15 protein-coding genes and 1 pseudogene are annotated in these 12431 nt (G+C 69.6%); 12 read left to right on the top strand and 4 right to left on the bottom strand.

The window, feature by feature from the left end; all coding sequences use genetic code 11:
• The 12 genes and pseudogenes from ACFQ7F_RS42265 to ACFQ7F_RS42210 form a co-directional block, all read left to right on the top strand.
• Positions 1 to 532: pseudogene (locus tag ACFQ7F_RS42265) on the top strand (nitrite/sulfite reductase); the annotation flags it as partial.
• Positions 529 to 708 (top strand): hypothetical protein, encoded by a 180-nt coding sequence (locus ACFQ7F_RS42260; RefSeq protein ID WP_344518628.1) that lies wholly within the window; start codon positions 529 to 531, stop codon positions 706 to 708. The pseudogene ACFQ7F_RS42265 and the gene ACFQ7F_RS42260, both read left to right, overlap by 4 nt.
• On the top strand, positions 705 to 1418 hold the full coding sequence (locus tag ACFQ7F_RS42255; protein ID WP_383283649.1) for a phosphoadenylyl-sulfate reductase: 714 nt from the start codon (positions 705 to 707) through the stop codon (positions 1416 to 1418). The genes ACFQ7F_RS42260 and ACFQ7F_RS42255 overlap by 4 nt, the downstream gene beginning before the upstream one ends.
• Complete coding sequence (gene cysC / locus ACFQ7F_RS42250) at positions 1418 to 2023, top strand: adenylyl-sulfate kinase (protein ID WP_383283646.1); 606 nt, start codon at positions 1418 to 1420, stop codon at positions 2021 to 2023. Before ACFQ7F_RS42255 ends, cysC begins: the two co-directional genes overlap by 1 nt.
• On the top strand, positions 2020 to 2958 hold the full coding sequence (gene cysD, locus ACFQ7F_RS42245; RefSeq protein ID WP_383283643.1) for a sulfate adenylyltransferase subunit CysD: 939 nt from the start codon (positions 2020 to 2022) through the stop codon (positions 2956 to 2958). The genes cysC and cysD overlap by 4 nt, the downstream gene beginning before the upstream one ends.
• A 2-nt stretch (positions 2959 to 2960) precedes the next feature.
• Complete coding sequence (locus ACFQ7F_RS42240) at positions 2961 to 4334, top strand: sulfate adenylyltransferase subunit 1 (RefSeq protein ID WP_383283640.1); 1374 nt, start codon at positions 2961 to 2963, stop codon at positions 4332 to 4334.
• Between the two features lie 229 nt (positions 4335 to 4563).
• Positions 4564 to 5694: an ABC transporter substrate-binding protein gene (locus tag ACFQ7F_RS42235; protein ID WP_383283636.1), complete on the top strand. Its 1131-nt coding sequence runs from the start codon at positions 4564 to 4566 to the stop codon at positions 5692 to 5694.
• A gap of 37 nt (positions 5695 to 5731) precedes the next feature.
• Positions 5732 to 6523, top strand: a complete 792-nt coding sequence (locus ACFQ7F_RS42230) for an ABC transporter ATP-binding protein (protein WP_383283631.1) — start codon at positions 5732 to 5734, stop codon at positions 6521 to 6523.
• Positions 6510 to 7442 carry an ABC transporter permease gene (locus ACFQ7F_RS42225; RefSeq protein WP_383283626.1) on the top strand — a complete coding sequence of 311 codons (933 nt, stop codon included), beginning with the start codon at positions 6510 to 6512 and terminating at the stop codon, positions 7440 to 7442. Before ACFQ7F_RS42230 ends, ACFQ7F_RS42225 begins: the two co-directional genes overlap by 14 nt.
• Positions 7443 to 7448: 6 nt before the next feature.
• A complete protein-coding gene (locus tag ACFQ7F_RS42220; RefSeq protein WP_383283623.1) occupies positions 7449 to 8228 on the top strand; it encodes a sirohydrochlorin chelatase in 780 nt (259 codons plus the stop codon).
• 11 nt (positions 8229 to 8239) lie between these two features.
• Complete coding sequence (locus ACFQ7F_RS42215) at positions 8240 to 9097, top strand: hypothetical protein (protein ID WP_383283619.1); 858 nt, start codon at positions 8240 to 8242, stop codon at positions 9095 to 9097.
• 93 nt (positions 9098 to 9190) lie between these two features.
• The gene (locus ACFQ7F_RS42210; protein WP_383283613.1) at positions 9191 to 9700 is read left to right on the top strand and encodes a GNAT family N-acetyltransferase; all 510 of its coding nucleotides are present in this window, start codon (positions 9191 to 9193) and stop codon (positions 9698 to 9700) included.
• On the opposite strand, the gene ACFQ7F_RS42205 is transcribed toward ACFQ7F_RS42210, so the two are convergent.
• The 4 genes from ACFQ7F_RS42205 to ACFQ7F_RS42190 all read right to left on the bottom strand — a co-directional run bounded on the left by ACFQ7F_RS42205 (position 9693) and on the right by ACFQ7F_RS42190 (position 12402).
• Positions 9693 to 10346 (bottom strand): DsbA family protein, encoded by a 654-nt coding sequence (locus ACFQ7F_RS42205; RefSeq protein ID WP_383283609.1) that lies wholly within the window; start codon positions 10344 to 10346, stop codon positions 9693 to 9695. The two genes, ACFQ7F_RS42210 and ACFQ7F_RS42205, sit on opposite strands and share 8 nt — an antisense overlap.
• Positions 10347 to 10412: 66 nt before the next feature.
• Positions 10413 to 11429: a ketopantoate reductase family protein gene (locus ACFQ7F_RS42200; RefSeq protein WP_383283606.1), complete on the bottom strand. Its 1017-nt coding sequence runs from the start codon at positions 11427 to 11429 to the stop codon at positions 10413 to 10415.
• A gap of 33 nt (positions 11430 to 11462) precedes the next feature.
• Positions 11463 to 11846: a DUF4440 domain-containing protein gene (locus ACFQ7F_RS42195; RefSeq protein ID WP_383283603.1), complete on the bottom strand. Its 384-nt coding sequence runs from the start codon at positions 11844 to 11846 to the stop codon at positions 11463 to 11465.
• Positions 11839 to 12402 (bottom strand): DUF1697 domain-containing protein, encoded by a 564-nt coding sequence (locus ACFQ7F_RS42190; RefSeq protein ID WP_383283600.1) that lies wholly within the window; start codon positions 12400 to 12402, stop codon positions 11839 to 11841. Before ACFQ7F_RS42190 ends, ACFQ7F_RS42195 begins: the two co-directional genes overlap by 8 nt.
• Positions 12403 to 12431 lie beyond the last annotated feature (29 nt).

Genomic DNA, 12431 nt, shown 5'->3' with positions numbered 1-12431 from the left:
CTTCGTGGGGGTCAACCACCTCGTGCTCGACGTCGAAGAGGCGCAGGTCGAGTCGCTCGTGGCGGGGCTCGAAGCCCTTGATCTGCGGGTCACTCCCTCCCCCTTCCGGCGCGGCACCATGGCCTGCACCGGCATCGAGTTCTGCAAGCTGGCGATCGTCGAGACCAAGGTGCGCGGCTCCTCGCTCATCGATGAACTGGAGCGCCGCATCCCGCAGTTCGACCAGCCGATCACCATCAACATCAACGGCTGCCCGAACGCCTGCGCCCGCATCCAGGTCGCCGACATCGGTCTGAAGGGGCAGTTGGTCCTTGACGCCGACGGCAACCAGGTTGAGGGCTTCCAGGTGCACCTGGGCGGCGCGCTCGGCCTGGAGGCCGGGTTCGGCCGCAAGGTCCGTGGCCTGAAGGTCACATCGGCCGAGCTGCCCGACTACGTCGAGCGGGTCCTCACGCGCTTCCAGGAGGAGCGCGCGGACGACGAGCGCTTCGCCACCTGGGTGGGCCGCGCCAGCGAGGAGGCACTGAAGTGAGCGAGCGTGCCGCCCCCTTCCACTGCCCCTACTGCGGTGACGAGGACCTGCGTCCCAACGAAACCGGTCACGGCGCCTGGGAATGCGCCGCGTGCAATCGAGCCTTCCAGTTGAAGTTCCTCGGGCTGCTCGCCCAGGGAGTTCAGCGCAACAGCGGTGGAGGGGAAGAGATATGACGACCGTGCAAGCTCAAGAACAGCGTACGAACGACGAATTGAAGGCTCTCGCCGAGCAGGCCGGGCGGGATCTGGAGGACGCGTCCGCGCTCGAGATCCTCCAGTGGGCACTCGACACCTTCGGCGAGCGCTTCTGCGTGACCTCCTCCATGGAGGACGCCGTCGTCGCCCACCTCGCCTCGCGGGCCCGCCCCGGCGTGGACGTCGTCTTCCTCGACACCGGCTACCACTTCCCCGAGACCATCGGCACCCGTGACGCCGTCGCCGCCGTCATGGACGTCAACGTCATCACGCTCACGCCGAAGCAGTCGGTCGCCGAGCAGGACGCCGAGTTCGGCGCGAAGCTGCACGACCGCAACCCCGACCTGTGCTGCGCCATGCGGAAGGTCGCGCCCCTCGAGGAGGGCCTGACCTCGTACGCCGCGTGGGCGACGGGCCTGCGTCGCGACGAGTCCCCCACCCGGGCCAACACCGCGGTCGTCGGCTGGGACGAGAAGCGCCAGAAGGTCAAGGTCTCGCCGATCGCCCGCTGGACGCAGGACGACGTGGACGCGTACGTCGAGGAGCACGGCGTCCTCACGAACCCTCTCCTCATGGACGGCTACGGCTCCGTCGGCTGCGCGCCCTGCACCCGCCGCCTCCTGGAGGGCGAGGACGCCCGCGCCGGGCGCTGGTCGGGCAACGCCAAGACCGAGTGCGGGATCCATTGATGACAGAGCCTCAGGCAGCGATACCGCCTCAGCAAGCCACCGGTCCCCGGAACGTATCGGAGAAGCACGTGACCACCGGAGCCACCATCTGGCTCACCGGTCTGCCCAGCGCGGGCAAGACCACCATCGCGTACGAACTCGCGGAGAAGCTGCGCGGTGAGGGCCACCAGGTGGAAGTGCTCGACGGCGACGAGATCCGCGAGTTCCTCTCGGCTGGCCTCGGCTTCAGCCGCGAGGACCGGCACACCAACGTGCAGCGCATCGGCTTCGTCGCCGAGCTGCTCGCCCGTAACGGCGTGAAGGTCCTTGTGCCGGTGATCGCGCCGTTCGCGGACAGCCGTGAAGCGGTGCGGGGGCGCCACCAGAAGGGCGGCACGCCCTACCTGGAGGTCCATGTGGCCACGCCGGTGGAGGTCTGCTCCGTACGCGACGTGAAGGGTCTGTACGCCAAGCAGGCGGCGGGCGAGATCTCCGGTCTCACCGGGGTCGACGACCCCTACGAGGCACCCGAGTCACCCGATCTGCGCATCGAGTCCCAGGACCAGACCGTGCAGGAGTCCGCGGCGGCCTTGCGCGCGCTGCTCATCGAAAGGGGTCTGGCATGACGACCACCGTGGCCACCGTGAGCGAGGGCACCGACAGCCCGTACGCGCTCAGTCACCTGGACTCCCTCGAGTCCGAGGCGGTGCACATCTTCCGCGAGGTGGCGGGAGAGTTCGAGCGGCCGGTGATCCTCTTCTCCGGCGGCAAGGACTCGATCCTCATGCTGCACCTGGCGCTGAAGGCGTTCGCCCCCGCGGCGATCCCCTTCTCGCTCCTGCACGTCGACACCGGGCACAACTTCCCCGAGGTGCTTGAGTACCGCGACCGCGTGGTCGCGGAGCACGGGCTTCGGCTGCACGTCGCCTCCGTGCAGGACTACATCGACGCGGGCACGCTGCGCGAGCGCCCCGACGGGACGCGCAACCCGCTGCAGACCGTCCCGCTCACCGAGAAGATCCAGAGCGAGAAGTTCGACGCGGTGTTCGGCGGCGGGCGCCGCGACGAGGAGAAGGCCCGCGCCAAGGAGCGGGTGTTCTCCCTGCGCGACGAGTTCTCGCAGTGGGAGCCGCGCCGCCAGCGCCCCGAGCTGTGGCAGCTCTACAACGGCCGCCACGCACCGGGCGAGCACGTCCGCGTCTTCCCGATCTCCAACTGGACCGAGCTGGACGTCTGGCAGTACATCGCCCGCGAGGGCATCGAGCTCCCCGAGATCTACTTCGCGCACGAGCGGGACGTGTTCGCGCGCTCCGGCATGTGGCTGACCGCCGGTGAGTGGGGCGGCCCCAAGGACGACGAGACGGTCGAGAAGCGCCTCGTCCGCTACCGCACGGTGGGCGACATGTCCTGCACCGGCGCCGTCGACTCCGACGCCACCACGCTGGACGCCGTCATCACCGAGATCGCCGCGTCCCGGCTCACCGAGCGCGGCGCCACCCGCGCCGACGACAAGATGTCCGAGGCCGCGATGGAAGACCGCAAGCGCGAGGGGTACTTCTAAACATGACCAGCACCACCGAACCCGACAAGGCGCAGCCGCTCTCCAACGAGCAGCTGTCGGCCACCACCCTGCTGCGGTTCGCCACCGCCGGGTCCGTCGACGACGGCAAGTCCACCCTGGTGGGCCGGCTCCTGCACGACTCCAAGTCGGTCCTCACCGACCAGCTGGAGGCCGTGGAGCGCGCCTCGCTCGGCCGTGGCCAGGAGGCGCCCGACCTGGCGCTGCTCACCGACGGCCTGCGGGCCGAGCGCGAGCAGGGCATCACCATCGACGTCGCCTACCGCTACTTCGCGACCCCGCAGCGCCGGTTCATCCTCGCGGACACCCCGGGCCACGTGCAGTACACCCGGAACATGGTCACCGGCGCCTCGACGGCCGACCTCGCCGTGGTCCTCGTGGACGCCCGCAACGGCGTCATCGAGCAGACCCGCAGGCACGCCGCCGTCGCCGCGCTCCTTCGCGTCCCGCACGTGGTGCTCGCCGTCAACAAGATGGACCTCGTCGCGTACGAGGAGACCGTCTTCGCGGAGATCGCCAAGGAATTCACCGCGTACGCCAGTGAGTTGGGCGTCCCGGAGATCACCGCGATCCCGATCTCGGCGCTCGCCGGTGACAATGTCGTCGAGCCGTCGTCGAACATGGACTGGTACGGCGGCCCCACCGTCCTCGAGCACCTGGAGACGGTCCCGGTCAGCCACGACCTGACCTCCTGCCACGCGCGGCTGCCCGTCCAGTACGTGATCCGTCCGCAGACCGCCGAGCACCCCGACTACCGGGGCTACGCGGGTCAGATCGCGGCGGGCACCTTCCGGGTCGGCGAGTCCGTGACCGTGCTTCCCTCGGGCAAGACGTCGAAGATCGCGGGCATCGACCTGCTCGGCGAGCCGGTGGACGTCGCCTGGACGCCGCAGTCCGTGACGCTGCTCCTGGAGAACGACATCGACATCGCGCGCGGCGACCTGATCGTGCCGAGCGGCGACCAGCCGCCGCTCTCGCAGGACCTCACGGCGACGGTCTGCCATGTCGCGGACACCGCCCTTGCCGTCGGTCAGCGGGTGCTGCTCAAGCACACAACCCGCACGGTCAAGGCGATCGTCAAGGACATCCCCTCGCGGCTCACCCTGGACGACCTCTCCCAGCACCCCGCGCCCGGTGAGCTGGTCGCCAACGACATCGGCCGCGTCGTCATCCGCACCGCCGAGCCGATCGCCGTCGACTCGTACGCCGCCTCGCGCCGCACCGGTTCGTTCCTCCTGATCGACCCGGCGGACGGCACGACACTCGCGGCGGGCATGGCGGGCGACGCGTTCGCCACCACCGCCGAGACGGTCGACGAGGCGAAGAAGGCCGCGGACGACGAGGGTTGGGACTTCTGACATGATCTCGATCGACTATTTCTCGACCTTCGCGAAGGAGGGCGGCCGTGTGGGCAGCGGTGCGCTCGGCAGCGGGCAGGGCGGGGTCGGGCGATGTGCATGAAGACGTACGCGCACTGCCTGCGCGCCCACACCCCCCGCGAGTTCGACCTGCGAAGACGAAAACCTGCCGATCTCCCGGCCACGCCCTGAAGGCGTGAGAGCCGGGCCAACGAGGGGACCACCTCCCGTGCCTGCCAGCTTCCGCGCACCACGTACCACCGGCGGCCGCCGTGCCCTTGCCGCCGTCACCGCCCTGCCGCTGCTCGCCGTCGTGCTCACCTCCTGCGGCTACGGATCCAACTCGGACGACGAGACCGACAAGTCCAAGGTGGCCGCGGGCGCCAAGAAGATCGAGGGCCTGGACGAGGTGAAGATCGGGTACTTCCCGAACCTCACGCACGCCACCGCTCTGGTCGGCGACCAGGAGGGTCTGTTCCAGAAGGAACTGGGCGCGACGAAGGCGAAGTACACGCAGTTCAACGCAGGGCCTTCGGAGATCGAGGCACTGAACTCGAAGTCCATCGACATCGGCTGGATCGGCCCGTCGCCCTCGATCAACGGCTACACCAAGTCCCAGGGAAAGAACCTGCGCATCATCGGCGGCTCGGCGTCCGGTGGCGTGAAGCTGGTGGTCAACCCCAAGAAGATCAAGTCCCTGGACGACGTCAAGGGCAAGAAGATCGCGACGCCTCAGCTGGGCAACACCCAGGACGTGGCCTTCCTCAACTGGATCAAGGAAAAGGGCTGGAAGGTCGACGCGGAGAGCGGCAAGGGCGACGTCTCGGTGGTCCGCACCGACAACAAGATCACCCCTGACGCCTACAAGTCCGGTTCGATCGACGGCGCCTGGGTGCCGGAGCCGACCGCGTCGAAGCTGGTCGCCGAGGGCGGCAAGACGATCCTCGACGAGGCCGACCTGTGGCCGGACAAGAAGTTCGTGATCACGAACATCATCGTGTCGCAGTCGTTCCTCAAGGAGCACCCGAAGGTCGTCGAGGCCGTCCTGCGCGGTTCGGTCAAGACCAACCAGTGGATCAAGGACAACCCGGAGAAGGCGAAGGCCTCCGCCAACGCGTCCCTCAAGGAGGCGTCCGGCAAGGAACTGCCCGCCGACGTCATCGACCCGGCGTGGAAGTCCATCCAGACCACGGACGACCCGCTGGCCGCCACCCTCGACTCCGAGGCGAAGCACGCGGTCAAGGCGGGTCTCCTGGACAAGCCGAACCTCAAGGGCATCTACGACCTGAAGCCGCTGAACAAGGTCCTCAAGGCCGAGGGCAAGCCCGCCGTCGACGACGCCGATCTCGGCGTCAAGTAACCCCGGAAACCAGATCAGTTCCCAGGAGGTGACGACCATGGCGACCACGACCCTCGCCAAGGCGGCGGACGACATCACGGCCGCCCCGCACGCAGCCCGGATCGAGCATGTCTCGAAGTCCTTCGCCACGCCCGCCGGGCAGCAGCTGGTCCTGGACGACATCACGCTCGATGTCGCCCAGGGCGAGTTCGTCACGCTCCTGGGGGCATCGGGCTGCGGCAAGTCGACGCTGCTCAATCTGGTGGCAGGGCTCGACAAGCCGTCGGCCGGCGACATCGCGACCGACGGCCGCCCCGCCCTGATGTTCCAGGAGCACGCGCTGTTCCCGTGGCTGACCGCGGGCAAGAACATCGAGCTCGCCCTGAAGCTGCGCGGCGTCGCGAAGGCGGAGCGGCGCGAGCGGGCCGAGGAGCTCCTCGGTCTCGTACGGCTCCAAGGGGCGTACGGCAAGCGGGTGCACGAGCTGTCCGGCGGCATGCGCCAGCGTGTGGCGCTCGCCCGCGCGCTCGCCCAGGACAGCAAGATCCTGCTGATGGACGAGCCGTTCGCGGCGCTCGACGCGATCACGCGTGACGTCCTGCACGACGAGCTGACCCGCATCTGGCGCGAGACCAACGTCTCCGTCCTCTTCGTCACGCACAACGTGCGCGAGGCCGTCCGCCTCGCCGAGCGTGTCGTGCTCCTCTCGTCGCGTCCGGGCCGGGTGGCGCACGAGTGGCGGGTGGACATCCCCCACCCGCGCCGCATCGAGGACACCGCCGTGGCGGAACTGTCCGTCGAGATCACCGAACAACTGCGTGGGGAGATCCGCCGACATGGCCAGCACTGACACTCCGGTCGACAAGGCCGAGGTCGACAAGGGCGATGTCGACAAGGCCAAGAGGGACAGCAGCCAGGACCTGGCCGGTCTTGAGGCGGGCCTCGACGCCCTGGACGCGGTTCAGACCCGGCGTACGCCCTTCCGGCACACGTTCGTCCAGAAGATCCTGCCGCCGGTGACCGCCGTCCTGCTGGTCATCGTGGTGTGGCAGATCCTGGTGTGGGCGAAGGTCACCGACTCCTACAAGCTGCCCGCGCCCTCCGCCGTCTGGCACGAGGTACAGGACGCCTGGCTGGAGGGGACGCTCCTGGAGTACATCTGGACGTCCGTGTCGCGCGGTCTGCTCGGCTTCCTCATGGCGCTCGCCATCGGTACGCCACTGGGCCTGATCGTGGCCCGGGTGCGGTTCATCAGGGCCGCGATCGGCCCGATCCTGTCCGGTCTGCAGTCGCTGCCCTCCGTGGCGTGGGTGCCGCCGGCCGTGATCTGGCTCGGGCTCAACGACCAGATGATGTACGCGGTGATCCTGCTCGGCGCGGTCCCCTCGATCGCCAACGGCCTGGTCGCGGGCGTCGACCAGGTGCCGCCGCTCTTCCTGCGGGCGGGGCGCACCCTGGGGGCGACGGGCCTGCGCCACACCTGGCACATCGTGATGCCTGCCGCGCTGCCCGGCTATCTGGCGGGTCTGAAGCAGGGCTGGGCGTTCTCGTGGCGTTCACTGATGGCCGCGGAGATCATCGCGCAATCCCCCGACCTGGGCATGGGCCTCGGCCAGCTCCTGGAAGCGGGCCGCACGAACAGCAGCATGTCGCAGGTGTTCTTCGCGATCCTCCTCATCCTCATCGTCGGCATCGCCATCGACCTGCTGATCTTCAGCCCGCTCGAGCGGCGCGTCCTGCGCAGCCGCGGACTCCTCGTGAGGAGCTGACCCACCATGTACGGCCGTCCCATCCGCACCGTCCGTCCCGTCCTGTTCGTCATCGCCCACGGCAGCCGCGATCCGCGGCATGCCGCGACGGTGCGCGCCCTGGTGCGACGGGTGCGGGAGCAGCGGCCGGGGCTGCGGGTGGAGACGGGCTTCCTGGACTTCAACTCGCCCTCGGTCCCCGAGGTCCTCGAGTCCCTGGACGCCGAGGGCGTACGCGACGTGATCGCGCTGCCCCTGCTCCTCACCCGGGCGTTCCACGCGAAGTCGGACATCCCGGCGGCCCTGAGCCAGGCACCGCCCCGGCTCCGCATCCGGCAGGCCGGGGTGCTCGGCCCCTCACCGCTGCTCCTTAACGCTCTGGACCAGCGGCTCTACGAGGCGGGGCTCACCCCCGCCGACAAGTCCTCGACCGGGGTCGTCCTGGCCTCGGCGGGGTCATCGGACCCGGAGGCGATCGCAGTGATCGCTGAAATCGCGCGGGAGTGGCGGCACACCGGTTGGTGCGCCGTGCGGCCTGCGTTCGCCTCCGCATCTCTTCCTCGCACGGAGGACGCCGTGCGAGAGCTGCGTGATCTGGGTGTGGGCAGGGTGGCGGTGGCGCCCTACGTCATCGCGCCCGGTTTCCTGCCGGACCGCATCGCGCGGGGCGCCGCCGACGCGGACGTCACGGCCGAAGTCCTCGGCTCGTCGGACGGGTTGGCGCGGCTGCTCGTGCGGCGCTACGACGAGGCATGTTCCGAGTCCGGTGTGGTCGGGCGTATGGCGCGGGTTCCCGTGCTGGCTTAGTTTGTGGGGTCATGACCCTCACCAGATCCCGCACTCTCTGGCTGCGGACCGAGCCCCTGCACGCAGTGATCTACTTCGAGGAGCGCTGCCGCGATCTGGGCAGGTCGCTTGGCCTCAAAGGCTTCTGGATGGGCTATTTCGCGGCCCGCACGGCTCCCATGGGCCCCGTCGAGGCGGGCCCGGCGACGGCCTCGCTCGGCGTCTTCGCCCCCGGCATGGTGGAGCGGGCCCTCCCCTCCGCCTGGCAGTACGTGTCGCCGGGCCGGATAGTGGAGGAGCGCGCGGCCTGCACCGCGCGGGCCCTTCGCGCCCTCGTGCCGGGCATCGACGACCAGGCCGGCGCCCTCTGTCCGCCCCTCGCGGCGATGGTCGAGGACGCCCCGTCCCTGGCCCGCCCGCTGTTCGCGGCGAACCGGGACGTGAGCGAGCGGACCGACCCGGTGCAGCGGCTGTGGCAACTGGTCACCTGCGTACGCGAGTTCAGGGGCGACGCGCATGTCTCCGTACTCGCCGACCATGGCCTGGACGCCTGCGAGGCGGTGGTGCTCGCCGCCGCCACGGGCCGCGTGGACCCGGACACCATCCGGCACGACCGGGGGTGGAGCGAACAGGAGTGGGCGCACTCGGTGGACCGGCTGCGCGGGCGCGGCCTCCTTGACGGGGAGGGGCACATCACGGAACACGGCCGCACGGAGCGGGAGCTGATCGAGGACGCGACGGACCGTTTGTCGGCCCGCCTGCTGCGCCCGCTCGCCGCGCGGGACGCGGACACGCTCCTGGCCGCTCTTGAACGCCCGGTGCGGGAGATCCTGGCGGCGGACCTCGTTCCCTTCCCCAACCCGATCGGACTGCCGCGTCCCACGGGCTGAGCGTTTCGCGTGGGTTGCGCGGGTCGAGTGGGCCCGAACGGGCTGAGCCAATCCGGTTGCCGAAGCGCCGCCCATGGCCCTACCGTCACGCCGATGACCCCCGTTATCCGTTCCGAGCGTCTCAGCCTGTCCCCTTACGCCGCCGCCGACGAGGAACAGTTCGTCTCGCTCCTCCAGGACGAGGCCGTGGGCCGCTGGTTCGGGGACGGGATGCAGAGCGTGGAGCAGACCCATGCGCTGTTCCGCCGGATCTTCGGCCTCGTGTATGCCGAGAACCAGTTCCCGATCTGGGCGGTGCGGCACGAGGGGCGCTATATAGGCCACGCGGAGATAAAGCCGTCCCCCGAGAGCTGGCTCGACGGCCATGAGATCGTCTGCGGCCTGTTCCGGGGCAGCTGGGGGATGGGTCTGGGCACGGAGCTCGGCCGGCTGCTCACCTCGTACGGCCATGAGACCTTGGCCCTGTCCGAGGTGCACGCGACCGTGGACTCGCAGAACATCGCGCCCATCACCGTCCTCAAGCGCCTCGGCTTCACCCAGGGCCGCACGGTCTCCGAGGACAACGGCCGCACCACGCTTCTGATGACCTCGGTGCTCAGCTGAAGTCGAGGCCTCCTGTGCGGGTGCGCTTCAGCTCGAAGAGGTCCGGGCAGCCCGCCATCACCCGGAAGCTGTCGAAGAGCCGCACCGCGTCGTCGCCGCGCGGAATCGCCCGCAGTACGGGGCCGAACCAGACGGTGCCGTCGACGTGGATCGTCGGGGTGCCGACGTAGGCGCCCTCCTCGGGGTCCTTGCCCGCGTCATGACTGCGGCGCACCAAGGCGTCGTACGCCGGGTCGTGCGCGGCGTCGGCGAGGGCGGCGGGCAGGCCGGTCTCGGCCAGGGACTCGGCGATGACCTGGTCGAAGTCCTCGTTCTTGTCCTGGTGGATGCGGGTGCCGAAGGCCGTGTAGAGGTCGCGGAGCACGTCATCACCGTGCTTCTGCGCCGCGGCGGCCGCGACACGGACCGGGCCGATCGACTTGTCGACAAGCTCCCTGTACCAGTCGGGCAGTTCGTTGCCGGTGTTGTGGAGGTAGAGGCTCATCACGTGGAAGCGGAGGTCGAGGTCGCGGGCGCGTTCGACCTCCAGGATCCAGCGCGATGTGATCCAGGCGAAGGGGCAGGCAGGGTCGGAGTAGAAGTCGATGCGGGTCCGGGGAGTGGTCTGCTCGGGAGCCTTCGATGCGTCGTCCGTCGTCGTTGTCATGACGCGACCCTAGTGACCAAATGGCATACGGCTTTGGGCCATTCACTCCCCCTTTCGGCGGGCCATTTACCTAGCCCTCTCCCCTGCCCTCGCCACCAGTCCAAGCAGTTCGGACACCTCCATCGACCCCGCGTCGCGCCGCTCCCTCGCGAACGCGTTCGCCACGCCCTGCAGGGTGTCGTTCACCGGCGTCGGCACTCCGTGCAGGCGGCCGAGCAGCGCGATCTCGCCGTTGAGGTAGTCCGCCTCGATGGTGCCCGTGCCCCGGCTCAGGCTCTGCCAGGACGAGCCGCCGCCGCGTTCCGAGCCGTCGAAGGGCTCCAGGCGGACGCGGTCGCCGCGGGTCTCCTTCTGTTCCTGCTCGCTCACCGCCTCGATGCCTGCGGCGGCAAGCACGGCCTCGGCCTCCTCGCGGGCCTGCCGGTAGAGCGCGGTGGCCTCGTTGCTGGAAATCACCCCGGTGACCGCCTCGATGGAGTTGGCCAGATTGGCGAGCAGTTTCCCGTACTTCCAGCGCATCACGTCCGCCACGACGGGCGAGAGCAGCTTCGACTTCTCCAGGTCGGCGGAGACGAGACGGGCGGTGTCGTCCGTGCCCGTCGGATAGCGGCCGAGGTGCAGGATGCCCGTGTAGGGGGCACCTGCCGCGGAGACCGAGCCCGGCTCGACATGGGTCGCGGGCAGCCAGACGCACATCCCGTACACCCGCCGGAAGCGGCGCAGCGCCATGCGCTCGCTCTCCACGCCGTTCTGCGCGCAGACCAGAGCGAGGACCTCGCCCGCGGTCCCGCCGCCCGCCACCGGACGCCCGCTCCAGGCGTCGAGGGCAGCTTCGCAGTCCTGGGTCTTCACAGCGAGGAAGAGCACGTCGTCCGCCCTCAACTCACCCAGTTCTTCGGGGGTTCGGACGACCGGCAGCCGGTGGGTCACCGTCCCTTCGGGCGTCCTGACCCGCAGTCCGCCCTCCCGTACCGCCTCGTAGTGCGCACCCCGCGCGACGAGGACCACGTCATGTCCGCTCTCGGCCAGGCGTCCGCCCACGGTGCCGCCGATCGCCCCTGCTCCAACAATGATGTAGCGCATGGAGCCGAGCCTCGCACACGGCACCGGGGAAGATCAGGGTTTGGGCGGGCCGCCCTCGCTGAACGGCGTTCCCTGGTGGAACCAGAGAAGCCATGCTCCGTCGCACTGCCGCCACAGCGAACTGCGGTGGGCGGTGCGGCCGTTGCTCTCGGTGTCGAAGGTCAGGTGCACCAGGTCGTCGGCGAGCTGGACGCCCCGCATCCGGGAGGTCATGATCGAGCGGCCGTTCCCGCTCGTGTTCTCGGACAGGGCCGTGATGATCGACGCGCGGTCCCAGCGGGTGCCGGAGACGCCGAACTCGGTGAACTCCGGGTGCAGCAGCTCCCCGAGCAGCTCGGGCGACGCACGGACATCGGGGGCGAGCAGCCGCAGTTCGGCCTCGATGGCCGCGTCGACGGCGGGCGTGCGGTCAGCCACGGGTCGGCTCCTGTGTCAGTTCCACCAGCTTGGCCACGGTGTTCCAGTTGCGGGACGTGGCGATGACGCCCTTGAACAGGGCGGGGCGCGAGAGGGTTTCGCCCAGTTTGGAGCGGCCGAGCCCGTCCGGCGCGTAGAGGTAGAGGGCGCGGTCGCCGAGGCGGAACTCCTCGGGCAGGAAAGCCGCCTGGTCGAGCGCGTCGAGCCGGGACGCGTCGACCGGCTCGGAGAAGTACGTGACGTGCAGCTGCTTGCCTTCGAGGGATGCCGCGGGGAAGGGGCAGGCGTCGGCGACCGCCTTCAGATACGCGCCGTCGCGCACCAGGACGTCCACATCGAAGCCGAAGTGCCGCTCGATGGCCTCGCTCACCCGCGCGGCCAGGGCGTCCTCGTCGGCTTCCGCACTGGTGAAGGCCGCGTTGCCGCTCTGCAGATGGGTGCGTACGTCGCCGAATCCGAGACCGGAGAGCAGGGTGCGCAACTCCCCCATCGGCAGCTTTCTCTTGCCGCCCACGTTGATGCCGCGCAGCAGCGCCGCGTATGCCTTGACCGTCATCCGCACACCATAAGACGGCCGCCGCGCCC

Source organism: Streptomyces sp. NPDC056486, from assembly GCF_042795295.1.
Taxonomy (GTDB): Bacteria; Actinomycetota; Actinomycetes; order Streptomycetales; family Streptomycetaceae; genus Streptomyces.
This window is presented reverse-complemented; position numbering and strand designations above follow the sequence as displayed.